This is a genomic window from Archangium sp., from assembly GCF_057119385.1.
In genome coordinates, this window is record NZ_DBNGVP010000212.1 from 61,123 (window position 1) to 84,387 (window position 23,265).

The window sequence follows — 23,265 nt, forward strand, 5'->3', positions numbered from 1 at the left end:
GTTACCGGGCCATCAGCGTCCGGTGCACGCGGCCCACGGCGGTGATGAGCTGCTCCACCTCGTCCCAGGTGTTGGCCACGGTGGGCGTGGCACGCAGCACGCCCTTGTCTCGCGGCACCAGCGGGTAGCCCTGCAGCGTCACGTTGATGCCCTCCTCGAAGAGCAGCTGCCCGCCGCGCTCCACGTTCTCCGCGCTCCCCACGTAGGCGCTGACGATGGGGAACGCCGTGTCGTTGTCCGTGGGAATGCCCCGCTCGCGGTAGGTGTCGAGGATGGCGCGCGTGTACTCGTGGAGGGTGCGGCGCCACGTGTCGCCCTCGCGGGCGTTGAGCTCCAGCCCGGCCAGCGCCGTGGCCAGCGAGGCCGTGGGCACAGGCCCCGACACACCAGGTAGCTCGTCACGTTGCACTTGAGGAAGGGCTTGAGCTTCCTCGGGCAGCCGATGAAGGCCGCCAGCGACGAGTAGGCCTTGGACAGCCCCGACACGTAGAGGACGTTGTCGTAGGTGAGCCCCAGGTGGCGGATGACGCCGTTGCCCTTGCGGCCGTACGGGTGCTCGGGCGAGGGGCTCTCTCCCAGCACACCGAAGCCGTGCGCGTCGTCCACGTAGACGATGGCGTCGTGCGCGCGGGCGATCTCCAGGATGCGCCCCAGCTCCGGCAACCGCCCCGTGGTGGACAGCACCCCGTCCACCACCACCAGCCGCACCGTGGCGCCCGCGTGCGCCGCCAGCCCCGCCTCCAGCGTCGAGAGGTCCTCATGGCGGAAGCTGGTGAGCGTGGCCCCCATGTCCCGCGCCAGCCGGCAGCCGTCATGGTTGACCTTGTGCACCACCTTGTCCGCGAAGATGGCCGCCCCCTTGCCCGTGAGCGCCGGGATGAGGCCAATGCCAATGAGGCTGATGGTGGGCAGCACCAGCGCGTCCTCCGTGCCCAGCAGCGCGGCGAGCTCCGCCTCCAGCCGCTCGTACAGCTCGGGGCTGCAGCACATGCGCGCCCAGGAGGGGTGCGTGCCCCACTCGCGCACCGCCGGGCCGATGGCCTCCATCACCTCGGGCCTCAGGTCCAGCCCCAGGTAGTTGCACGAGGCGAAGTCCGTCAGCCACTTCCCCCGCACCCGCACCTTCCGGCCCCGGATGGCCGTGGCCACGTTGTCGTACAGGCCACTGCGCTGCAGCAGCTCGTACACCTCGCGGTTCTTCCGGCTCAGCACCCGGTCGATGGCCTGGTCGAAGACGTCGCTCATGAAATCCTCCGGGCCCGTTATGACATCAGCCCTGACGCCGCGCCCGGCCCAGGGCTCCGTCGATGATGAGGCCGAGAAAGGCCGCGTAGGTCAGGCCCGCCTCCTTCGCGGCCAGCACGCAGGGGGCGCTCGGGGCCAGGTACGAGTTGGGGGTGATGTCAATGAGCAGGGGGACTCCGCCCGCCTCCAGCCGGAACTCCACCCGGCCCCAGTCCCGGCCTCCCGCGAGCCCGAAGGCCCTCACGCACAGCTCCTCCACCGTCTCGCGGCGGCGCCACGGTGAGGCCGGTTGCCGCCGGGGCACCGGCCTGCTCCACCGCGCGTCCCGCTCGAGCAGCGGTGTGTCTCCGGACAGGCCCGGCGCCGTGAACCACTTCGTGTCGAAGGTGCGCATCCGCAGGTAGCCCTCGGGCAGGTCCCCGAAGGTCTGCTCCATCACCGGCAGCGCCCGGAGCGGGTCTCCCGCCACCGACACGTAGAACTCGCGGCCCTCCACGTACTCCTCCACCAGCACCGGGCCGCCGAAACGGCCGAGCAGGTGCCGCGCCCGCGCCCGGACCTCGGCGTCGTTCCACGCCACGCTCGCCGCCTCCAGGCCGATGGAGGCGTGCTCCCCGCAGGGCTTGAGGACGACGGGAGGCTCCAGCGTCAGCGTGAAGCCCTCCGTCTCCGCCGCGTCGTGGATGCACTGGAAGCGCGGCGTGGGCACGCCCTCGCTCGCCAGCAGCGCCTTGAGGGCATGCTTGCTCTTCGTGAGGGCCAGACCCTTCGCGTCCGCGCCCGTATACGGAATGGCCAGCGCGTCGAGCACGGTGGGCACCAGCAGTGCCGGTGCGCCCTCGCCGCCGAGCGTGTCACACAGGTTGAAGACGAGCGGCGGACGCTCTCGGGCCAGGGCGTGCAGGGACTCGAGTGCGTTCGCGTCCAGCGCCAGCGGAGTGGCCGGGCGGCCCGCCTGGGTGAGCGCCCTGGCGAGCGGGAAGGCATCGGAGTTCTGCTTCAGCCGCTCGAGGTCCGGCGCGTACGGGTGGAGCGGATTGTGGCGCGTGAGGACGGTGGCGGCCTCCACGTCGTAGGCCACGCGCAGCGGAGGGCTCGGGGGAGACATGGCGCGCTCCCCCTACTGCTTGAGCGCGGCCCGGGTGCCGCCGTCCGTGCCGGTGCCGCCGTCGGTGTCGCGGATGACGTGGAGCATCTCACCGCGCTTGATGCCGCCGCCCTTGCCGAACCTGCGGAACCGCTCCGTCTCCAGCCGCTCCTTGGCGAGCTGCTGGCGGCGCTGGCCCGCGATGTCCTTGGGCACCGGGCCCATCGCCAGGGCCTCGTCCGCCGCCCGCTCCTCGAGTGTCCTCTCGATGCCCGCGTCCCGCAGCGCCGCGTCCTCCTGCAACTGCTGCATGCGCTGCGCGTAGAGTTGACGGCGCTGCTCCGCGTAGTCCTCGGAGGCGCTTCCCGCGTCCTCGGGCTCGACGGACGCGTCCGCCCGGGCCTGCCAGCCCTCGGGGGCGGGGATGGGCCGCGGGAAGAGGCTCGCGCGCTCCTCGGGCGACAGCCCCCGGACGCTGGAGCCCTTGCTCGTGTCCTCTCCCTTCAGCCGCTGGATGAGCGTCGGGCCGTCCTCGTCCGGCGCTTCGCCCGGGGCGGAAGCGTCCTGGGTGCAGCCCATGGCACCCATGAGCGCGACGAGCGGAAGGGGAGAGCGGACCATGCGCCGAGCGTACGTCAGGCCATGCGCCACCGGCCAGCCCACCCGTGGGTGCTCACGCGGGCGGCTGCTCCTCGGGGGGAAGCTGGAGGGGCTCGATGCGGGAGAAGGCGTCGAGGATGGCCTGGATGATGGCGCTCCTCCCGGTGAAGAAGGCGCTGATGTGTCCCCCCGTCAGGTAGCGCAGCTCCGCCCCGCGCCAGTGCTGCAGCAGGCGCAGGGTGGAGGCGGAGGGGACGAAGCCATCCCGGCGCGCGGCCAGGAGGATGGCGCGGCGCGGGTGGGCCAGGGGCGGCAGCGCGGTGGTGGCCGCCGCCGAGAGCAGCTCGGCCAGCCGCTGGCGCGCCGCCTCGGGGCCACCGGTGGTGCGGCCCAGCGCCTCCCAGTCGGGGACGGCGGACAGCACGCCCTCGGTGAAGACGGGCGCCGACGAGTGCGCCGCCGCCAGGGGAATGACGGCCGCGGGCAGGGGGAACATGGCGGCGGCATAGGCGGCGATGCTGCCCCCCATGCTGTAGCCGGAGATGCCCACCTTGGGGTGGCCCGTGGCCAGCAGCCATCCGAGCACCGCCGTCGCCTCCACCGCCGTGGCGCGGAACATGAGCAGCAGGTCCACCACCGTGCGCACCGCCGGGCCCTTCTGTCCGGGCGGGCGGCGCGAACCGTAGTAGGGATTCTCCAGCAGCAGCGCGCCCACGCCCTCGCGGGCCAGCTCCTTCGCGATGAAGCGGCGCAGGCCGAAGCCCTCGTCCCCGGAAGCGGCCAGGAAGACGCACACCGGCGGACGGGGGCCCGCGTCATGGGGCAGCAGCAGCTGGAAGCGCGCCTCCCGGCAGGCCTCGGGCAGCGAGCCCACGGCGGCGGGGCTGGGGAAGCGGCCCTCCTGCACGAGCAGGTGCCCCTCGCGCCGGGCCGGGCGCACCGTCACCTCGGACAGCTCGGGGAAGGCGAAGCCCTGGGGGCCCCGGGTGAGCTTCTCCAACAGCGCGTTGGAGCCCCAGCCGTCCTCGAAGAAGCGGGGCTGGCGCGCCACGGTGAATCTCGCGGCGAGCGCGTCCAACCAGTGCATGCGATTCATTCTCTTGGGACTCCCGGGGAATGCCGCCCGGCATCCTCGCCGCGTCCGGGCGGCATTCCAACCGGAAGTACCGGGTTACCGCTGCTCGAGGGCGGTGGCGGGCACCGGCTCGGGCGCGTCCGCCACGGACTCCAGCGTGTCGGCCGGGGGCACCGGCTTCTGGTCGCGCAGGAACTCGGGCAGTTGCTTGGGGTCGTACGTGGGGCCCTGGGGGGCGTCCGCGGACATCGCCGAGACACCGGAGGGCGCGGCCACCGCGGCGGGCAGCGTCTTCGTCAGCGTGAGGCTGTCGCGCACGGTGCCGCTCGAGGTGATGAACTTCGTGGTCAGCGTGCCGCCGTCCACCACCACATCCAGGTAGCCCACGTGGGTGTTGTCGCGGAAGGCCGTCCAGTCCGGCTGGGCGCCGGGGAAGGGGCGCAGGGTCGCGTCGCCGCTGCCCACCACCAGGTAGGGGATGCCACGCGTGCCCGCGGGCGCCACCGCGTCGCCCTTCATCGGTTTGGTGCGCTCGTAGTTGTGGTCATGGCCGGTGAGGACCAGGTCCACCCCGTACTGCTCGAAGAGGGGGGAGAAGTCGCGGCGCATGGCCGTGCTCGACGGGTGCTCGCCGCTGGACCAGGGCGGGTGGTGCAAGAAGACCACCTTCCAGGGGCGGCTCGTGGCGGCCAGGTCCTGGGCCAGCCACGTCTTCTGCAGGGCCGTCGTGCAGTCGCTGAGGGTGAAGCCGGCCCTCCGGGGCCCCGTTCCGGGTCCCCAAACCCCGTTTTTCGCGTGAGCGATGTACGTTCTGTGGGGTCTTCTCCCACGTTCTGATATTTTGGACGGGCCCGGGAGCGTTACGATGCCTGCACCCCTCATGCCACGGAAGCCACGCGGATTCACATTGACCGAGGTGCTCGTGACGGTGGCGTTGCTGGGCCTGTTCACGGGCCTGGCGATCGTATCGCTCGGGCCCCTCAACGGGCGCTATCGCCGCCGGCAGGCCGCGGAGCTGGTCGCCGCGGGGGCGGCGCGGGCCCGGCTCTTCGCCCGGGACTCGGGGCGGTGCTTCCACCTGGACGTCTACCAGGACGACACCCCGGTGATCGCCGGGGCTCCGGGCAACCGGCTGCGCCTGTCGCGCCGTCCGACCGCCGACTGCGAGAACCCCACCCCCCTGGCGCAACTGCAGCCCGTCGAGTGGATTCCCATGCCCTCGCTGACGACGGTGCGGGTGGAGCCCGGAGTGGAGGCGGTGTGGCGGCCCAACGGCCGGCTGCACACGGAGGACATGACGAAGACGCCCGCGAAGCTGCGGGTGACGTCCGGGGGCGAGGAGCTGTCCGTCCTGCTGGCGGTCAACGGCCCGGTGTGCGTGAGGGACGAGCCCTCGTCGGAGGTGTGCCCATGAGTGGAGCGAAGCACAGGCGCGGGTACGTGCTCGCCGAGGCGCTGGTGGGTGGGGTGGTGATGATGCTCGCCCTCGTGGGGGTGTTCGGCGCCTTGTCGCGGGGCGGCGAGGACGTGGGCCGGGCCGTGGCGGATCAGGACGCGGCGCAGCGGGTCACCGAGCAGCTCGAGTGGATGCGCGCGCAGCCTTCCTCGGCCTCGGCCTGGGTGGCCGGAGGCCCCAAGCCCTGCCAGGCGCTGCTGGTGCCGCTGCCCACCGGGTGGACGTGCACCGTCACCGTGACGGAGGTGACGGACTCGCTCGTGGACACCACCGTCACCGGCCCCCTGTTCTACAAGAGGGCCGTGGTCCGGATGGACTACCGCGGCAGCTCGCTGTCCCTGGAGGCGCTACGATGGTGAAGGGGCGCCGGGGCTTCACGCTCATCGAACTGCTGGTGGGCGGTGCGGTGGCGCTCGTCGTGCTGGCCGTGGCGTTCGCCGCCTTCGCCCGCACCACCGTCCTGCACCGCCGGCAGGTGGAGCTCGCGGAGATGAAGCGGAGCGCCGCGCTCGTGCTGGGGCAGCTGGGCGCGGAGCTGCGGCAGGCCGGGCTGGGATGCCCCCGCCATGCGCGCGTCGATGGCTCCGCCGAGCTCTTCCCGCCCACCTTCCTGGTCGCCGAGGAGAACCGGCTCGGCTTCCTCGCGGACCTGCCCCGGCGGGGTTCGAACTTCAATGGGTACTCGCAGCTCGCGGATGACCAGACCACGGGGCTCCCCGCGAATGGGATTGCCCTGCTCAACGAGCTCAACGGCGGCTGCGACATCTCCTCCGCCCCGTCCCACTGCTCCTCCAGCGAGGAGAGCCTGCTCTTCGCCCCGGACGCGGGCCTCGACGACTGCGCGAGCGAGGACGCGTCGCCCACCTGCCCCTGGGGCCTCAACCGCTACCAGGGCAACGAGGTCATCATCGTGGCCAACGCGAAGGGGGGCTGGATGGAGCGGCAGATTCAATCGTCGCTCCATGCCGAGGTCCCCGGGGGCCGCAAGACGATCGTCCTCGATCAGGCCCCCCCACCGGACTTCCTCTCCGGCGCCAACCGGGGCTTCGTCTCCACGCCGGACCGCGTCTACTACACGCTCGACGCCGGCCAGGTGCGGCGCAACCAGTGCTGGGGCAGCCTCTTCTCCTCGCCGGGTGGCCCCTTCGAGCTGAGCTGTCCGGACGTCTTCGCCACCAACGCCACGGGCTGGGAGGCGCTGAGCTCGAGTGTGGCCGCCAACGGCCTGCGCTTCACCTACTGGAGCGCCAGTGGAACCCTGCTCCCCGTTCCCGTGACGGACGAGACCGACCTGCGCAGCATCCGCCGGGTGGACATCGAGCTCGACCTCGAGCGCCCGCTGCCGGATGGCGAGGTGCTGCGCCACTCCGCTTCCCTCTCCATCACCCTGAGGCAATGAATGCGTCCGCCCGTGTGTAGCGCGAGAGCAGTCCCGCGAGGGGAGCGCGCCGGCTTCACGCTGCTGGCCCTCCTCCTCGTCCTGGCCGCGATGACCCTGGTGGTCGCCACGACGATGCAGCTCGGGGAGGACGAGCGGCGCAGCGCGAGCCTCGTGCGTCACGACGCGCGCGCGCTGGCGCTCGCCGAGCTCGGCGTGGAGCGCTCCCGCGCGTACCTGGCCGCCCTGCTCGCCAGGGACGTGGACCTGGACCGGGCGTTGGACCCGAAGCTGAACACCGAGTGCATCCTGCTCCCCGCGCTCGGGGCCGGGCAGGAGGATGACCACCTGCCCCTCTTCGATGATCCCGGCGCCCAGGAGGTGGAACTGCCGGGCACGGGCAAGCGCTTCCGCCTCGTCCCCCATGAGGATGGCGCGTACCTGGTGCGCTTCGACGACAACGACGACGACGGGGATTCACCCGCCCCCGAGGCCGCCACCTCCAACAACCCCGGGCTCGGCTGCACGGAAGGGGATGGCCTGGCGCCGGGCAAGAGCAACCCGGTGCGGGACAGGGATCAGACGATCATCATCACCGTGGTGGGCCTCTACCCGGGCACGGACCCGGCCACCGCCCAGGCGCGCAAGGTGCTGCGCGTGCGCGTCGGGCCGCAGCCCGCGGCGGGCATCATCGCCGGAGGCACCATCGACATGGACGGTGCCTCGCACGTGTGCGGCGCCCATGGCGACATCTTCTCCTCGGGAGACATTTCTGGCACCGGCTGCATCTGCGGTACGGGATGCACGGGGGGCCCGCCGGCGAAACAGAAGTGCGATGCCAACACCACCTGTGTGGCGCAGTCGGGGGGGGACGTCTGCTCCGCCACGGGGGGAGGCTCGTCGAGCCAGTGCATCCCCGGCGCTCCCGTGCCCCAGCCTCCGCCCGTGAGGGTGTGGAGCAGCCTCAATGCGCCTCCGGGCTGCTCCGGCGGCAAATGCACGCCCTTCTACTACCTGCGTGAGCTGGGCGGGGCGCAGGTGTTCATGTGGAACTACTCGAAGCCCGGCTGCGCGAAGCCCCAGTCGTGCCCCCGCATCTTCCATCCCGGGGAGGAGTCGACCACCACGGAGCCCTGCGGCAAATGCTGGAAGAGTGTCTACGATGCCTCGACCTGCTCGGGCGCCAAGACCAAGGAGGTCCGCAAGGCCGATGACCCGATTCTGCTGACGAAGCCCGACCCCGATGCTTGGACGCCGTGTGGCACCTCGGGTCCGTTGATCTGGAAGACGAGCAGCCCGGCCTTCGCTTCCATCGTGAGTGGCTGCGACCCGAGCAGTGGTCTCTACCCGGAGCCGTCGCCCGGCAAGTGGAGCAAGGATGCGTCCTTCAACGGGAGCTTCCAGTCGACAGGCGCATTGCTCCCGCGTGGGGTCTGGATGGTGGAGGGCAACGTGGAGTTCACGGGCAACTCGCCAGCCTGTGCGGCCCATGTGTCCGGCTGGACTGCCTCCGTCCTGGCCCAGGGGAACATGGACATTCAAGCCGAGCTGAGCCTGCGTCCCGCCCTCCCCACGGGGGTCGCCCTGCTCGCCGGCCGCGACATGAAGGTCTGGCAGGGAAATACCTTCGTCGACACGTGTGGCGAGAGCGCGGCCCTGCTCGTCCACGAGCAGTTCTACATGGGCTCCAACAACCACCTGACGGGGCAACTCGTGGTGGAGAACGCGGGAGCCTGCTCCGGGCTCGTCCCCGGTCCCAACGCCGTCACCCTGAAGGGCAACGCCACCATCGAGGTGACGGCGCCACCGCCCATCCCCTCGGGCCGGCCCGCCGCCGTGCTCGAGTGGAGCGAGTCCTCCTACTGAGGCCCCGCCGCCCCTTCCGCCGGGACGAGGAAGGGGCGCAGGAAGTCATCCGCCTCGGCGGCGATGCGGCCGAGTGACTGCACCAGCTCGTGGCCATCGTCCACCTCGACGAGCCGGACATGGCGCTTGCCGTGCGCCCACTCGCGCGAGTAGCGGAGGAGCGTCGTCGTGTCCTGGCGTCCGTGGATGAGGAGCGTGGGCACGCGCACGTCCGGCCAGCCGCCCGAGCGGTTGTCGACGGTGTCGAGGTCGTGGATGAGTCCGAAGTGCACGCGCGTCTGCCGCTTCTCCGCGTAGTCCTGCGTCTCCAGCCAGCCCGTCTCCCGCCAGCGGCGCAGGCCTTCCTCGCCCACGTTGCGCCGCATCTGCTCCGGGGAGCGCAGGGCGGGGGCCAGCAGCACCAGCGCGCACACCCGCGCGTCCTCCTCCGCCACGCGGCAGGCCGTCAGCCCGCCCAGGCTGGAGCCGAAGACGATGGCCCTGTCTCTCTCGCCGCCAATGGCGTCGCGCACCGTGCGCATCATCGCGCTCAGGCTCAGGTGCTCGAGCGAGGGCTGCCGCAGGTTCAACCGCTCCAGGTGGATGCCCTGGCGCGCGTAGTGCTCGGCGAGCGCCACGCCCTTGGCGGACTGGGGCCCCGAGGCGAAGCCGTGCAGGTAGAGCCAGCGCGGGCCGGCGGGGGAGGTGGGGGCAGGGGGGGTGCTCATGGCGGCGCACTCTACCGCCCGGAAGGATGAGGGCCCCGGGTTGGTGGGAAACCCGGGGCCCTCCAGCTCGCGTCAGGGACAGCACCTGGCACAGGGTGGCGCCGGGGCTTTGTAAAGCGCTCATGCACGCCGGAGGCCAACCTCTGGGATTCCCTCTGGAAATCCGCCCTGCGCGGCCCTGTCCCGGAATGGGACACGTGGAGTGGGTAGGGTGTTCGGAAGCAGGACACCTCGCCGAGGGTGGGGAGGCGCGCACCCCGGCCGGATGGTGGTATGCCGTGGGGCATATGACTGCACCCGTGGCGCTCATCACCGGTGGCTCGCGAGGCGTGGGCCGCGCCCTCTCCGTGCGGCTCGCGAAGGCGGGCTACGACATCGTCTCCACCTACCGGCGCGATGCCGAAGCCGCCGCCGAGCTCACCCGGGAAGTGGAGGCGCTCGGCCGCCGCTGCCGCACCGTCATCGCGGATCAGCTCGAGCCGGCCAGCCTCCACGCCGCCTTCGATTTGGTGCAGCAGGAGTTCGGCGGGCTGGACGTCTTCGTGGCCAACGCCGCCTCCACCGCCTTCACGCCGCTGATGCAGATGAAGCTGCACCAGATGGACAAGACCTTCAACGTGACGGTGAAGAGCTTCCTGCTGGCCGCCCAGCGCGCGGTGCCGCTGATGGAGGGCCGCAAGGGCCGCATCGTGGCGGTGTCCGGCATGGACTCGCGCATGCCGCTGCCCTTCCATGGCTTCCTCGGGGCGATGAAGGGCGCCATGGAGATTCTGGTGAAGTACCTGGCCGCCGAGCTGGCGTCCTCCGGCGTGCGCGTCAACGCCATCAACCCGGGCTACATCGACACCGACTCCAGCCGCTTCTACATGGGCGAGGCCTGGGAGGTGTTGGAGACCAAGGTGAAGGACAGCGTGCCCGTGGGCTACGTGGCCAGCGCGGATGAGATCGCCAAGACGATTGAATGGCTGTGCTCCGAGGGTTCCTCCTACGTGAACGGCCAGACGCTGGTGGTGGATGGGGGCCTGGAGGTGAACTACGCCATGCAGTTCGCCAGCGCTCTCACCCAGTCCAGCAAGTAAAGGAAGAGGTCATCCATGCCCACCCGCCTGCGCCTCTACCAGGTCGATGCCTTCTCCTCCCAGGTCTTCGGCGGCAACCCCGCCGCGGTGTGCCCGCTCGACGCGTGGCTGCCGGACGAGGTGCTCCAGGCGATCGCCGCGGAGAACAACCTCTCCGAGACGGCCTTCGTGCTGCGCGACGAGGTCCGCGGCTGGCAGATCCGCTGGTTCACTCCGTTGCAGGAGGTGGACCTGTGCGGACACGCCACGCTGGCGGCGGCCTACATCCTCTTCACGCGGCTGGCGCCGGGACTGGAGCGGGCGCAGTTCAACTCGCGCTCGGGGCCGCTGGTGGTGACGCAGCAGGAGGGGGAGTGGATGGAGATGGACTTCCCCTCGCGGCCGCCGGAGCCGTGTGCGTTGCCGGAGGGGCTGGTGGAGGCCCTGGGCGCCGAGCCGCGGGAGACGCTGCTGTCGAGGGACCTGCTCGCCGTCTTCGACACCGAGGAGCAGGTGAGGGCGTTGGCGCCGGACATGGCGAAGCTGGCGCAGCTGGAGTACTTCGCGGTGACGGCGACGGCGAGGGGCTCGGAGGCGGACTTCGTCTCGCGCTTCTTCGCGCCGCGGGTGGGGGTGCCGGAGGATCCGGTGACGGGCTCGGCGCACTGCACGCTGGTGCCCTACTGGGCGCAGAAGCTGGGCAAGCGGCAGCTGCTGGCGCACCAGATTTCCCACCGGGGCGGCGTGCTCCAGTGCGAGGACCGCGGCGAGCGCGTGGGCATCTCCGGCCAGGCCGTGCTGTACCTCGAGGGCCACATCTCGCTGTGAGACTCCATCCACTTCTACGCACGTAGAAGTGAAACGGAGGGCGGCCCATCCACTTCTACGCGCGTAGAAGTGAAATGGAGGGTGGCCCATCCACGGGTCACCGGTGACGGGTGACATGCCTTGAGCTGGTTCCGGTCCGTACTTTTTACCGGATGCCGGTGTCAGCCCCGGCCGCCGACGGATCCGCCATGTAGGTGTACGCCCGGGATTGGCGCCGCGCCCCCCAGCGGGCACACTGCGCGCCGCCTGAACGTGCGAGCAGGGCGGGGACCCACCCCACCCCTCGCGGCGGATATCAGGAGGGGATCGCACGGATGCGCCTGCTGCACACGTCGGACTGGCACCTGGGGCACACGCTGTACGACACCTCGCGCGAGGCCGAGCACGCGGCCTTCCTCGAGTGGCTGCTCGACACGCTCGAGGCCCACGAGGTGGATGCGCTCCTGGTGGCCGGTGACATCTTCGACACCGCCAACCCCAGCGCCGAGGCCCAGGCCGCCTGGTACCGCTTCGTCGCCCAGGCCCGCATCCGCTGCCCCAAGCTCGACGTCGTCGTCATCGGTGGCAACCATGACTCGGCGGCCCGGTTGGATGCACCGGACCCGCTCTTCGCCGCGCTCGATGTGCGCGTGGTGGGCGGGCTGCCCAAGGCCCGGGGCGCGATGGACCTCGAGCGCCTGCTGGTGCCGCTGAAGAACGCGCAGGGCAAGGTGGGCGCGTGGGTGGCGGCCGTGCCGTACCTGCGCCCCGCGGATCTCCCGCTCGTCTCCGAGGAAGCGGGAGACAAGCTCATCGCGGGCGTGCGCTCCGTGTACGCCGAGGTGCTGGAGGGCGCGCGGGTGAAGCGCAAGCCGGGCCAGGCGCTCGTGGCCATGGGTCACTGCTACATGGTGGGCACCGAGCTGTCCGCGCTCAGCGAGCGCAAGATTCTCGGGGGCAACCAGCACGCGCTCCCGGTGGACCTCTTCCCCGAGGACGTGGCGTACGCGGCGCTCGGGCACCTGCACAAGGCGCAGCGCGTGGGCGGACGCGAGGGCGTGCGCTACAGCGGCTCGCCCATTCCCCTGTCGCTCTCCGAGGCCAGCTACGCGCACCAGGTGCTGCTGGTGGAGTTGGACGGCGCGCAACTGTCCACCGTGCGCCCGTTGCACGTGCCGCGCCGGGTGGAGATCGAGCGCGTCCCCAAGCGCGACGCGGCCACGTTGGATGACGTGGTGCGGATGTTGGAGGCCCTGCCCGAGCTGGACGCGGACACGCCCGACTGGCGGCGCCCCTACCTGGAGGTGTGCGTCGCGCTGCCCCGCCCCGAGCTCGCGCTGCGCCGCCGGGTGGAGGCCGCGCTCGAGGGCAAGGCCGCGCGGTTGGTGAAGCTCACCCCCGCCTATACCGGCAGTGGCCACACGCTCGCGGACGCGCGGCCGGGCGTCTCCCTCAAGGAGCGCACGCCCGAGGACGTCTTCCGCGCCCGCTACGCGCGCGACTACACGGAGCCCCTGGAGCCCGCGCTGCTCGAGGCCTTCCACTCGCTGCTCACCCAGGTGCAGGAGGACGCGTCATGAGGATTCTCGCCATTCGTGGCTGCAACCTGACGAGCCTCGCGGGTGACTTCGCGCTGGAGTTGGATCAACCGCCGCTCGACAAGATGGGGCTGTTCGCCATCACCGGTGCCACGGGCGCGGGCAAGAGCACGCTGCTGGACGCCATGTGCCTGGCCCTCTTCGACCGCACCCCTCGCCTGGGCGAGCGCGGCGGTGTGCCCGTGGGGCGCGCCGACGAGGACGCGGACGCGCGGCTGATGGCCAACGACGTGCGCGGCATGCTGCGGCGCGGAGCGGGCGAGGGCTTCGCCGAGGTGGACTTCCTGGGCAAGGACGGCCGGCGCTACCGCGCGCGCTGGTCCGTGTGGCGGGCGCGCAAGCTCGCCGAGGGCCGCTTCCGGCCGCAGGAGATGAGCCTCACCGACGTGGCCAGCCAGCAGCAGTTCGGGCGCACCAGGTCCGAGGTGCTCAAGGCGATTGAAGAGCGGCTGGGCCTGTCCTTCGACCAGTTCCGGCGCTCGGCGCTGCTGGCGCAGGGCGAGTTCGCCGCCTTCCTGCGCGCGGACGCCAACGAGCGCGCGGAGCTGCTGGAGCGGATGACGGGCACGGAGGTGTACAGCCGGGTGTCCATGGCCGCGCACCAGCGCCACAAGGAGGTGCAGGAGGAGCTGTCCAAGCTGGAGCAGGGCGTGGCGGCCATCGCCCGGCTGTCCGACGAGGACCGGGCGGCGGTGGAGGCACAGCGCACGCGGGAGGAAGCGGCGCTGGGCGAGGCGCGGGAGGTGCAGGCGAGGGCCGAGCAGGCCCTGCACTGGTACACGGAGCGGGCGCGGCGGGTGGCGCAGGAGGCCGAGGCGGAGCAGTCGCGCCAGCGCGCGGCCCAGGCGTTGGAGGCCGCGGAGCCCCGGAAGGCGGAGCTGGAGCGGGTGCGCGCGGCGGAGGTGCTGCGGGCCCCGCTGAGCCGGGTGGACGAGGCGTCCCGGGGGCTCGCGGAGGCGGAAGCGGCGCTGACGGCGCGGCGCTCGGAGGCGGAAGCGGCACAGGCCTCGGCGCGGGTGTGCGAGGAGGCGTGGGCGAAGGCGGAGGCGCGGCGGAGCGCGGCGGAGGCGGCGGAGGTGGCCGCGCGCCCGGCGCTGGAAGAGGCGCTGAAGCTGGACTCGGAGCTGGCGCGGGCGCGGAGCGATGAGCAGGAGGCCGCGCGCAAGCTGGATGCCGCCCGCGAGTCCGAGCGCGTGGCCCAGGAAGCGCTGGCGCGGGTGGCCCGCGAGGAGGAGGCCGCGCGCGCGGAGCAGAAGGCGGCGGAGGCCTGGCTCGTCGAGAACAAGCGCCTGGAGGCGATGGCGCGCGAGTGGCCCCGGTGGGAGGCGGAGCTGCTCCGCTACGGCCGCGCGGCCCAGGACGAGGCGAAGGCGCGCACCGCCCTCGAGCAGGTGAAGTCGCGGGCCGGAGCGCTGCGGGCGGAAGCCGAGCGCCGTGGACAGGAGAAGCGCGAGGCGGAAGCGGCCCTGGAGGAGGCGAAGGCCCGGGTGGCCAGCGCCGAGGCCGCCCAGGGCAAGGAGGCCGGTGCGGAGCGGCGGGCCCGCCGTGTGGAGTTGCAGTCCCGGCAGGAGGGGCTGCGGGCCTTGACGGACGCGCGCAAGGGCGCGAGCGAGGCGGCCCGGGCGGAGCAGGAGTCGGCCGGGGAGGCCCGCGAGGCCCGGGCGGAGCAGGCGTCCGCGACGGCCGAGGCCGAGGCCGCGAAGGTGCGCCGCATCGAGCGGGAGGCCTCGCTGAAGGAGGCTCGCCGGGCCCTGGTGGAGGCGCGGGCGACGTTGGATCTCGCGGAGCACCGGGCGGAGCTGCGGGCAGGCCAGCCCTGTCCCCTCTGTGGTGCCACCGAGCATCCCTACCGGCAGACGGGGAGCGCGCTGGAGGGGCTCGCCACGAAGGCGCGGGCGCGGGTGGAGCAGCTGGAAGGGGAGGCCGCGGAGGTGACCCGGGCGGAGGCCGAGGCCAGTGCCCGGGCGGCGGCGGCGGGCCCTCGCGCGGCGCAGGCGGAGGCTCGTGGGGCGGCCGCGGCGCAGCGGCGGGTGCAACAGCGCGCCGCCTGGAGCGAGGCCCGCGCGAAGCTCTCGGGTGCGTTGCCTCCCGAGGACGTGGAGGCCGAGGGACTCGAAGCCTGGCTGGAGACGGAGCTGTCGACGGTGAAGGCGCTGCAGGCCGAGCTGAATGCCGCGGAGGAAGCGGCGGAGAAGCTGGAGCGTGTGGCGAAGGAGGCCCGCACGGTGCTCACCGCCGCGCTCGAGCGCCAGGAGGGGGTGGAGAAGGCCGTGCGTGAGGCGGAGGAGGCGCTGCGCCAGAACACGGACGCCGAGGCCGCCGCCGGGCGCGATGTGGAGCAGGCCGCGCGCGTCCGCCAGGAGGTGCTGGAGGTGCTGGCGGTGCCCTTCCAGGAGCTGCCGCGCTGGCAGGAGTCGCTGTCCGCGAAGCCGGCCGACTTCCGTGCGCATTGCGCGAAGCGGGTGGCGGAGTGGAACACCCGCGAGCAGGCCTCGAAGGAGGCGGAGGCGCGCGTCGCCCAGGCCAGGGACAAGCGGACCCCCGCGGAGACGGCGGCCGGAGTGCAGCACGCCCTCACCGAGAGCTGCGCCCAGGCGCTCTCCGGGGCCCAGGAGGCGCTGCGGGAGAAGCAGGCCGCGCGCGGGGCGTTGCTCGGCGGACGTCCCACCGCCGAGGTGCGGGAGGGACTCCACCGGGAGTTGAAGGAGGCGTCCCAGGCCTCCGAGTCCGTGCGTACCCGGGCCGAGAAGGTGAAGCGGGAGGCCGCCGCCGCGGCCGCGCGTGTCGAGGACGCGGTGCGGACCCATGCCTCCTCGGGCACGGCCAGGGCCGAGGCCGAGGCGGCGCTCTCCGCGCTGCTGTCGGCGCGGAGCCTCACGTTGGAGGCCGTGCGTCTGCTGCTCGCGCGGGATGCCGCCTGGTGCGAGGCCGAGGAGCGTGCGCTGTCGGCGCTGCGTCAGGCCCATGCGCATGCGCTGGCCGTGCTGTCGGAGCGCCAGTCGCAGCGCACCCGGCACGAGGCCTCCGGTCTCCCCTCCATCCCCGAGGCGGACGCTCCGGCCGCCTGTGAGCGGGCCCGCGCGGACACCGAGGCCCGGCGTCAGGCCGCCGCCACGTTGAAGGCCCGGCTCGACCAGGATGACGAGGCCCGCCGCCGCCAGGGCGAGCAGGCCCGGCTCCTCGAGGAGAAGCAGCGCGCCAGCGGTGTGTGGCGCACCCTCAGCGAGCTCATCGGCTCGCACGATGGCCGCAAGTTCAAGGTGTTCGCCCAGAGCCTCACCCTGGACTCGCTCCTGTACTACGCCAACGCGCACCTCGAGGAGCTCGCCCCGCGCTACCGCCTCATGCGCGTGCCCGGGTACGACCTCGATTTGCAGGTGGTGGACGGGGACATGGGCGACGAGGTGCGGGGCGTGTCCAGCCTCTCGGGCGGGGAGAGCTTCCTCGTCTCCCTGGCGCTCGCCCTGGGGCTCGCCTCGCTCTCCTCGGAGACGACGCAGGTGGAGACGCTCTTCATCGACGAGGGCTTCGGCACCCTGGACCCGGAGACGCTGGAGATGGCCCTGGCCACGCTCGACGCGCTCCAGGCCACCGGCCGGCAGGTGGGCATCATCTCCCACGTGTCCGGGCTCGCCGAGCGCATCGGCGCGCAGGTGCGCGTGGTGAAGCAGGGCGCCGGACGCAGCCGGCTCGTCGTGGTGGGCGAGCCGGGACTCCTGGCCCCGCCGGCTCCCGAGCCCCGGCCCACGGCGTCGGTGGGGTAGGGCGTCAGCTCGCCGGGGTGCTGGCGAGGCTCGCCAGGTACCGGTCCAGCGTCTCGGCGAAGGTGGGGTCGTCGTTGAGGAAGGCGAGCCCCACGCCGCCCTTGTACGGGTCGTCCACCACGTGCACCACCAGGGCGTCTCCCTGCAGGCGCTCGCCGTTGGGCAGCTTCACCTGCACCGTCACCACGCTGTCCACGGGAGGCCGGTGCGCCGTGCGCACGAAGAGGCCACCGTTGGAGATGTTCGTCGCGTGCTCCCGCACGAAGTCCAGCTCCGTGCGGAACACCATCTCCAGCTTCACCGCGAAGCGGCGCCCCTGGCGCTGCGTGTCGAACGTCTCGTAGGCGCGGGGGGTCTCCTGGGCCGTCTCGGGCACCGGAGCGGACTGGGCGGCCGCGGCCTCGGGCGGGGTGGCTTCCGGAGCCTCGGCCGGCGCGGGCGTGGCCGCGGCGTTGCCCCCGCTGGCGAAGAAGTCGATGGGGACGGAGGCGGGCCCCGGGGGCGGCCCCTCGGGCACGGGCTCGCGCACGGCGAGCTGCTGCAGGTGGCCGTGCAGGACGATGGCCGCGGCCTCGTAGTCCTCCAGCTCGTGGGTGTCCGGGCCGGTGAGCGAGTCGTTGCGGAACGCGTCGCGGGCCGCCTTGGGCAGGCGCCACAGCTCCACCAGGGTGCCACCACTCTGGTGCACCTGCTGGCTCAGCTCCTCCAGGGCGGTGCGCGGGTAGCTGGGCGCCTCCAACTTCAGCTCCAGGGTGGCTTCCGCTTCCCGCAAGGCCACGACGATGCCTGGCGGTTTCGGCGGGGGCAGCAACGCCCCCAGCCCCTCCACCAGCTCTCTCACCCGTTCCGCACGGGCCGAGCCATTCCACAACGCCGCGAGACCGAACACAGGCACGTCGACGGACAATAGCCGAGCCCGCCCTCGGGTGGGTCAATCATCGTGTGTCCACCACTGAACGCCCAGAGAGAGGGCGGGCGCAATTGTGTGGGCTGCCTGGATGCATTCCGTCCTGCCTCGGGCAGTGCGGCTCCCTGCGCCTAGACACCCACCTGGGCAACGGAGGACTGCATTCCCACGTTGGCGGACTGATTTTTTTTCACCCCCCCTTCTTCCGCCCGGTGCTGATTGACATGAGTACCCAATCCCGATTCCTCGCGGCCGCGCTGCTCGTGGTCGCGCTTGTCTCTGGCTGTGGAAATACCGGTGGTGTTGGTCCCGACACCCCGGGTGGTGGAACCGACGGGCCTGGCACCACGCCTCCGCCGCCCCCGCCCCCTCCGCCGCCTCCCCCGGAGCTGCCCACGGCGGAGGATCCGTTCGGAGAGCCTCCGGGCCCGCTCGAGCCCACCAACACGTCGATCGACACCGACTGTGATGGCCTCACGGACGCGGAGGAGTACGGCAACGTCTATCCCGGTGGCCTGAGGACAAACCCGAGCAAGTGGGACACCGACGGCGATGGCATCCGCGATGGTGTCGAGCTGGGCCGCACCACCACCGTCAACAAGAGCGCGGAGTGCCAGGCCCTCTTCATCCCGAACGCGGACCCGTCCCGGGCGTCCCGGATGAATCCGACCGTCGCGGACTCGGACGGTGATGGGCTGAAGGATGGCCTGGAGGACCGCAACTACAACGGCAAGCTGGAAGCGGGCGAGACGGATCCGGTCAACCCCGACATGGATGGGGATGGGCTGAAGGACGGCGTGGAGGACGCCAACCAGAACACCGTGGTGGACTTCGGCGAGACGGATCCGCGCAAGCGCGACACGGACGCGGATGGCCTCTCGGACTCCATCGAGCTGAATGTCACCAAGACGAACGCCCTCAAGGCGGACACCGACGGGGACTCGTGCATGGACGGCGCCGAGGACCGCAACGCCAACGGCGTGGTGGATCCGGGTGAGACGGACCCGAAGAATGGCTCCGACTGCGGCGGCAGGACCAACTCCCAGGACACGGATGGAGACGGCCTGCCGGATGAAATCGAGGACACCAACGGCAACGGCGTCTGGGATGCGACGGAGACCGACCTCCGCAATCCGGACACGGACGGAGATGGCCTGACGGATGGCCTGGAGGACCACAACCACAACGGCCTGGTGGACTCCAACGAGAGCGATCCGCGCGTGAAGGACACGGACTGCGATGGACTGCTCGACGGCCCGGACCAGGGCATCTTCAAGGGCGAGGACACCAACGCCAACGGTCTGCGCGACCTGGGCGAGACGGATCCCTCCAAGCGCGATACGGACGGGGACGGCCTGTTGGATGGCGTGGAGCGGGGCATTCCCGCGGGCTCGGCGCCCATCACCACCTGCGGCTACCCGGGTGACGCGAACCCGGCCACCACCACGGATCCGCTCAACCCCGACTCGGATGGGGACGGCATCGTCGACGGTGCCGAGGACTCCAACCAGAATGGCCAGAAGGATCCGGGCGAGCTGGATCCCCGCGACCGCGCCGATGGTGCCGGGAACACGCCGGCCGGCCAGGCCTGCGCGGTGGGCAACCTGCGGCAGGTTTCCTTCCGGGAGGACAGCGGTGGTGACATCCGTCTGGCGCTCCGGCCCTCGTTCACGGAGGTGAAGCAGATTCAGGTGGGCGGCAAGAGCCGGGGCTTCATGGGCTACGACGACACGAACAAGGTGGCCTTCATCGCCTACAAGCGGGGCCAGGCGGGCTCATCCACCACCGTGGTGGGAGACGAGCTGTTCGTGCGCGGCCAGTTCTCCCCGTCGGTGGCGGCGGGCACCACGCAGACCTTCACCACGTGGGACGGTCACCCCGCGCTGCAGGCCTTCTACGACCAGAGCGCGACCACCAACCTGCGCGACTACGCCAACGCGGTGGCCAACCAGCTCGTCGGCACGGGCGCCGGGACGCTCACCGGCGGCTCGGGCGTGAGCGGCGGGTACAAGATTCAGGCGCAGTACGTCCACCGCTCCAACGCGAGCGTGCTGGTGGTGCTGGCCATCACCCCGGCGAGCCTCTACAGGGACCCGGGCCTCTTCGTCATGGGCGACACCGCGGGCGGCACGGCGCTGGCGCAGTTCGGTGACGCGGACGCGGTGCAGTGCGAGACCTTCACCACGGGCAACGGCATGGCCGACTTCCTCTTCGTGGTGGACGACAGCGGCTCCATGCAGACGTCGCAGGGCGCCCTGGGCGATGCCGCCACGGCCATGACCAACCGGCTGGGCAACTCGCAGCTCGACTGGCGCATCTCCATGGTGACCACCTCGTACACCCAGCCGGACTACACGTGGCCCAACCGCAACGTGTTCCGCGGCTTCACGCGCAACATCGACCAGTTCAAGGCGTGGCTGCAGCAGGGCGCCACGTGCCCGGACCCCAAGCAGTACTGCTGGGTGGGCATCGACGGCGCCAGCGAGGAGCGCTCCCTGGAGGGCGCGCGCGTGGCGGTGGACTACATGACCAACGCCAGCACGCCCGCGGACAAGAAGTACCGCCCGGGGGCCCGGCTCGTGGTCATCCTCCTCACGGACGTGCGCGACCAGCCGGACACCGTCCCGGTGAGCACGTACATCGACTACTTCAAGGGGGCCAACCCCACGGGCAGCCTCATCCAGATGCACGGCATCATCTGTGACCCGGCCGGCGGTGACTGCTACCCGGGCGAGCCCGCGGCCAACCCGCGGCACCTGGACGTCATCCAGGCCACCGGCGGCATCGTGGGCAGCATCCGCAGCACCACGTCCATCCAGAACGCCATCAACACCATCGTGGACAGCGTCATCGCCTCCACGGGCTACCGGACGCTCAAGCCGCCCATTGGCGCCTCGGTGCGGGTGTCGCTGGAGTCGGTGCAGAACCCCGCGGCGTGCTCGGCGAACGACCTGCCCCGCGGCCGGACGAACGGCTTCGACGTGGACGGCATCAGCCGGGCGCTGTCCTTCTACGGCGCGTGCCGTCCGGCCTCGGCGGGGGCGACGAAGGCCGCCATCTCCTACCGCTACTGGAGCGACCTCACGCCCAACCAGGACGGCAACCCGCCGCCCTGCTCGACGGACACGGGCTACTACGACCCGTCCGCGCCGGACTTCTGCAAGGGCAACCTCACGTGCAACCGGCAGACGAACCGGTGCGAGTGCCCCGCGGATTGCGGCGGTGGGGGCTCGCCGGGCCAGGTGTGCAACACCAGCAAGGACGTGTGCGCCTTCGGCTGCACGGCGGACTGCGGTGGCACGTGCGGCGGCTACCAGACGTGCAACACCTCCACGTGCAGCTGCCAGTGCGTGGCGAGCGCCACGTGCGCGCCGGGCTTCAAGTTCGACGCGGCGGCCTGCGCGTGCGTCTGCGACACAGCGGCGCTCAACTGCGGCCCCACCTACCAGGCCGACGCCAACGCCTGCGCCTGTATCTGCAAGGCCAACTGCGGCGGCAGCTGCCCGGCGGGGACGGAGTGCCGGCAGAGCATGTGCCGGTGTGAGCCCAAGCTGAACTGAGCGGTCCAGCGGAACGCAGTCCCGGGCCGGAGCCGCGGAAGTCCCCGCGGTCTCCGGCCCTCGTGTTTCAGGGCTTCGCCGCCACGCCCCCATTCATGTACGCGGGGACGCCAGGCGGCTCCGGGTTGCGCCAGACGGCCACGGGCTGGACGCCCTCCTCGGTGAGCCGCCACGGGCCGAGCACCGCCTCGAGCTGCGCCGGGGTGCGCATGTGGAAGCCGGGCCCCATCATCCGCACCAGCTCGGGGTGCTCCAGGGCCTTGGGGCTGTCGCAGTCGAAGGCGAGGTAGCTGCCCGGCGGCGCCAGCTCGTGGAGCTGCTGGAAGCAGGCGCGGATCTGCTCGTCCGTCATGAAGGCCTCGACGCCCACCACGATGATGCCGAGCCGGCGCAGGGGGCCGAGCACCTGCCGCATGAGGCCCAGGTCGAGCGTGGACAGGTCCGTGGCGTCGCACCGGGTGTAGCCCGTGCCCGGCACGCCGGTGAGGATGCGCTGGCCCAGCGCCACGTTGGAGTCGTCGATGTCCGTGTACAGCACGCGCGCCCCGGGCACCGTCTCGTGGACGTTGCCCTGCGTGGGCAGGCCGGCGCCCAGCACGAGGAACTGCTCCACGCCCTGGGCCTGGATGTAGCGCGAGGCGCGCCCGATGAAGTCCCGCAGCGCGCGGAACACCGGGCGGAAGTCCTTGAAGACGACCTCGAACGCCCGTGCCGCCGCCACGTCCACGGGGTAGTGGTGACTGCCTCCGAGCCAGTAGTCGAACATCCGGCCCGTGTTGGGCACCGTCGGCTCCGCTTCGTGACCCATGTCTGCCTGCCTCCTCTCTCCCGCCATGGCGGGGATGGGCGCCACCATAGCCGACGGGAAGAGGAGGTGACGGGGCTGCTAGACTCCGCCGCTCCGGGAAACCGGACCCTTCCCCCTTGTCACGGAGTTCATCCATGCAGAGCCGATACCCCCTCGCGCTGGCCGCGGCGCTTCTTGGCGCGGCCTCCCTCTCCGCTTGTGGCACCAGCCCCACCCAGGACCGCGAGCGCGTCACCTTCCCCGCCCGGGACGACTTCCCGGGCCTGGGCGGCGTGGAGTCCCTGTCGCCCCTGTCGCGCACCTATACCTTCGACCCGGGCCTGGGGAGCAGCCACCTCTTCGTGCAGCTCTTCACCGCCTCGCTCGGGCATGACCACGTGGTGCGCGCCACGGACTGGTGGGGCTCGCTCGCCTTCGATCCGGCGAACCTGTCCGCGTGCGCGGTGACGGTGACGGTGCAGGTGGAGGGGCTCGACCCCGAGCGCGACGAGATGCGCGACCTGACGGGCCAGGAGCACGTGCCCCTGAGCGACAGGGAGCAGATCCGCGAGCACCTGCGCGCGAAGGAGCAGCTGAACCTGGAGGAGCACAAGAGCATCGAGTTCACCTCGAAGTCCTGCGCGCTCACCGGCGAGAAGGGGCGGGACGGGCGCTCGGTGGTGGCGGTGACGGGCGACCTGACGCTGCGCGGCGTCACCCGGGAGGTGGTGCTGCCCCTGGAGGTGGCGGTGGACGAGGAGCGCGTGGCGGCCCGGGGCGTGCTGTCCACCCGCCACTCGGACTTCGGCTTCGAGCCCTATTCGGCCATGGGCGGGCTCTTCAAGAACAAGGACGAGCTCTACTTCGTCGTCGACGTGCGCGGCCAGCGTGTGACGGGCAAGTGAGGGCGTGAAGGCCCTCGGGGCGCCCCATCCTCCCCTGGAGGTGAACCAGGGGAGACGGGGCGCTCATGACTTCGAGGGGTGTTACTGGACGGTGACCTGGAAGCTGGTGGAGGCCAGCTCGGTGCCGTCCGCGCCCACGATCTTGGCCGTCCAGGCGCCGGTGTCACCCGCGCGGAAGGTGCGGTAGGCGTGCGTGCGGTAGGAGGCGCGGGGCACCTTCAGCTCCGTCTTGGAGACCTCCTTGCCGTCCTTGGACCAGATGACGTTCACGGTGCCGGGCTCCACGCCGGTGAGCCTGGTGGCGGCGTAGATGCGGGTGTTGGGGGCCACGGTGAAGCTGTCGGAGGCGCCGGTGACCTCGTACTTCTCCACGCCGGTGCCCACCTTCAGGGTGGCCTCGGCGGAGTAGGCGGTGGTGGCGAGCAGCAGGGTGGGCAGCAGGAGCTTCAGGGCAGTCTTGAGCAT

The 23,265-nt window shown here is 71.7% G+C and carries 21 protein-coding genes; 11 read left to right on the top strand and 10 right to left on the bottom strand.

Annotated elements, in window-relative coordinates; genetic code table 11:
• Position 1: 1 nt before the first annotated feature.
• The 6 genes from AC16DP_RS48325 to AC16DP_RS48350 form a co-directional block, all read right to left on the bottom strand.
• Positions 2 to 184 carry a hypothetical protein gene (locus AC16DP_RS48325; protein ID WP_329728857.1) on the bottom strand — a complete coding sequence of 61 codons (183 nt, stop codon included), beginning with the start codon at positions 182 to 184 and terminating at the stop codon, positions 2 to 4.
• Positions 139 to 1,245 (bottom strand): aminotransferase class I/II-fold pyridoxal phosphate-dependent enzyme, encoded by a 1,107-nt coding sequence (locus tag AC16DP_RS48330; protein ID WP_329728858.1) that lies wholly within the window; start codon positions 1,243 to 1,245, stop codon positions 139 to 141. The genes AC16DP_RS48325 and AC16DP_RS48330 overlap by 46 nt, the downstream gene beginning before the upstream one ends.
• Before the next feature lie 25 nt (positions 1,246 to 1,270).
• On the bottom strand, positions 1,271 to 2,353 hold the full coding sequence (locus AC16DP_RS48335; RefSeq protein WP_329728859.1) for a D-alanine--D-alanine ligase family protein: 1,083 nt from the start codon (positions 2,351 to 2,353) through the stop codon (positions 1,271 to 1,273).
• A 12-nt stretch (positions 2,354 to 2,365) separates the two neighbouring features.
• Entirely contained in the window at positions 2,366 to 2,953 is a 588-nt protein-coding gene (locus AC16DP_RS48340) for a hypothetical protein (RefSeq protein WP_329728860.1), read from the bottom strand.
• Positions 2,954 to 3,005: 52 nt separating this feature from the next.
• Positions 3,006 to 4,028, bottom strand: a complete 1,023-nt coding sequence (locus tag AC16DP_RS48345; protein WP_329728861.1) for an alpha/beta hydrolase family protein — start codon at positions 4,026 to 4,028, stop codon at positions 3,006 to 3,008.
• Positions 4,029 to 4,103: 75 nt separating this feature from the next.
• Complete coding sequence (locus AC16DP_RS48350; RefSeq protein WP_414640715.1) at positions 4,104 to 4,673, bottom strand: metallophosphoesterase; 570 nt, start codon at positions 4,671 to 4,673, stop codon at positions 4,104 to 4,106.
• Between AC16DP_RS48350 and AC16DP_RS48355 the strand changes: the two genes are divergently transcribed.
• The 5 genes from AC16DP_RS48355 to AC16DP_RS48375 all read left to right on the top strand — a co-directional run bounded on the left by AC16DP_RS48355 (position 4,615) and on the right by AC16DP_RS48375 (position 8,707).
• Complete coding sequence (locus AC16DP_RS48355) at positions 4,615 to 4,806, top strand: hypothetical protein (RefSeq protein WP_414640716.1); 192 nt, start codon at positions 4,615 to 4,617, stop codon at positions 4,804 to 4,806. The two genes, AC16DP_RS48350 and AC16DP_RS48355, sit on opposite strands and share 59 nt — an antisense overlap.
• Positions 4,807 to 4,887: 81 nt before the next feature.
• Positions 4,888 to 5,421, top strand: a complete 534-nt coding sequence (locus tag AC16DP_RS48360) for a prepilin-type N-terminal cleavage/methylation domain-containing protein (protein ID WP_329728862.1) — start codon at positions 4,888 to 4,890, stop codon at positions 5,419 to 5,421.
• Positions 5,418 to 5,822: a type IV pilus modification PilV family protein gene (locus tag AC16DP_RS48365; RefSeq protein WP_329728863.1), complete on the top strand. Its 405-nt coding sequence runs from the start codon at positions 5,418 to 5,420 to the stop codon at positions 5,820 to 5,822. Before AC16DP_RS48360 ends, AC16DP_RS48365 begins: the two co-directional genes overlap by 4 nt.
• Positions 5,816 to 6,862, top strand: coding sequence for a prepilin-type N-terminal cleavage/methylation domain-containing protein (locus AC16DP_RS48370; RefSeq protein ID WP_329728864.1), 1,047 nt, complete (start codon positions 5,816 to 5,818; stop codon positions 6,860 to 6,862). Before AC16DP_RS48365 ends, AC16DP_RS48370 begins: the two co-directional genes overlap by 7 nt.
• Positions 6,863 to 8,707 carry a hypothetical protein gene (locus AC16DP_RS48375; RefSeq protein WP_329728865.1) on the top strand — a complete coding sequence of 615 codons (1,845 nt, stop codon included), beginning with the start codon at positions 6,863 to 6,865 and terminating at the stop codon, positions 8,705 to 8,707.
• Here the strand turns inward: AC16DP_RS48375 and AC16DP_RS48380 are convergent.
• Positions 8,701 to 9,414, bottom strand: a complete 714-nt coding sequence (locus AC16DP_RS48380) for a YqiA/YcfP family alpha/beta fold hydrolase (RefSeq protein ID WP_329728866.1) — start codon at positions 9,412 to 9,414, stop codon at positions 8,701 to 8,703. The genes AC16DP_RS48375 and AC16DP_RS48380 overlap by 7 nt on opposite strands.
• 287 nt (positions 9,415 to 9,701) lie before the next feature.
• Here AC16DP_RS48380 and AC16DP_RS48385 point away from each other — a divergent pair, with 287 nt between their 5' ends.
• The 4 genes from AC16DP_RS48385 to AC16DP_RS48400 all read left to right on the top strand — a co-directional run bounded on the left by AC16DP_RS48385 (position 9,702) and on the right by AC16DP_RS48400 (position 16,641).
• Complete coding sequence (locus AC16DP_RS48385; protein ID WP_329728867.1) at positions 9,702 to 10,493, top strand: SDR family oxidoreductase; 792 nt, start codon at positions 9,702 to 9,704, stop codon at positions 10,491 to 10,493.
• 15 nt (positions 10,494 to 10,508) lie between these two features.
• Positions 10,509 to 11,300, top strand: a complete 792-nt coding sequence (locus AC16DP_RS48390; protein ID WP_329728868.1) for a PhzF family phenazine biosynthesis protein — start codon at positions 10,509 to 10,511, stop codon at positions 11,298 to 11,300.
• 314 nt (positions 11,301 to 11,614) lie between these two features.
• Positions 11,615 to 12,859 (top strand): exonuclease SbcCD subunit D C-terminal domain-containing protein, encoded by a 1,245-nt coding sequence (locus AC16DP_RS48395; protein ID WP_329728869.1) that lies wholly within the window; start codon positions 11,615 to 11,617, stop codon positions 12,857 to 12,859.
• The gene (locus AC16DP_RS48400; RefSeq protein ID WP_329728870.1) at positions 12,856 to 16,641 is read left to right on the top strand and encodes an AAA family ATPase; all 3,786 of its coding nucleotides are present in this window, start codon (positions 12,856 to 12,858) and stop codon (positions 16,639 to 16,641) included. The genes AC16DP_RS48395 and AC16DP_RS48400 overlap by 4 nt, the downstream gene beginning before the upstream one ends.
• A 4-nt stretch (positions 16,642 to 16,645) precedes the next feature.
• Here the strand turns inward: AC16DP_RS48400 and AC16DP_RS48405 are convergent, their stop codons facing one another.
• Positions 16,646 to 17,536: a TIGR02266 family protein gene (locus tag AC16DP_RS48405; protein ID WP_329728871.1), complete on the bottom strand. Its 891-nt coding sequence runs from the start codon at positions 17,534 to 17,536 to the stop codon at positions 16,646 to 16,648.
• Between the two features lie 236 nt (positions 17,537 to 17,772).
• Between AC16DP_RS48405 and cglD the strand changes: the two genes are divergently transcribed.
• Positions 17,773 to 21,108 carry an adventurous gliding motility lipoprotein CglD gene (cglD, locus tag AC16DP_RS48410; RefSeq protein ID WP_329728872.1) on the top strand — a complete coding sequence of 1,112 codons (3,336 nt, stop codon included), beginning with the start codon at positions 17,773 to 17,775 and terminating at the stop codon, positions 21,106 to 21,108.
• A 67-nt stretch (positions 21,109 to 21,175) separates the two neighbouring features.
• Here the strand turns inward: cglD and AC16DP_RS48415 are convergent, their stop codons facing one another.
• Positions 21,176 to 21,916, bottom strand: coding sequence for an SAM-dependent methyltransferase (locus tag AC16DP_RS48415; protein ID WP_329728873.1), 741 nt, complete (start codon positions 21,914 to 21,916; stop codon positions 21,176 to 21,178).
• Between the two features lie 134 nt (positions 21,917 to 22,050).
• Here AC16DP_RS48415 and AC16DP_RS48420 point away from each other — a divergent pair, with 134 nt between their 5' ends.
• Positions 22,051 to 22,800: a YceI family protein gene (locus AC16DP_RS48420; protein WP_329728874.1), complete on the top strand. Its 750-nt coding sequence runs from the start codon at positions 22,051 to 22,053 to the stop codon at positions 22,798 to 22,800.
• Positions 22,801 to 22,881: 81 nt separating this feature from the next.
• Here AC16DP_RS48420 and AC16DP_RS48425 read toward each other — a convergent pair whose 3' ends face one another.
• On the bottom strand, positions 22,882 to 23,265 hold the full coding sequence (locus tag AC16DP_RS48425) for a DUF2914 domain-containing protein (RefSeq protein WP_329728875.1): 384 nt from the start codon (positions 23,263 to 23,265) through the stop codon (positions 22,882 to 22,884).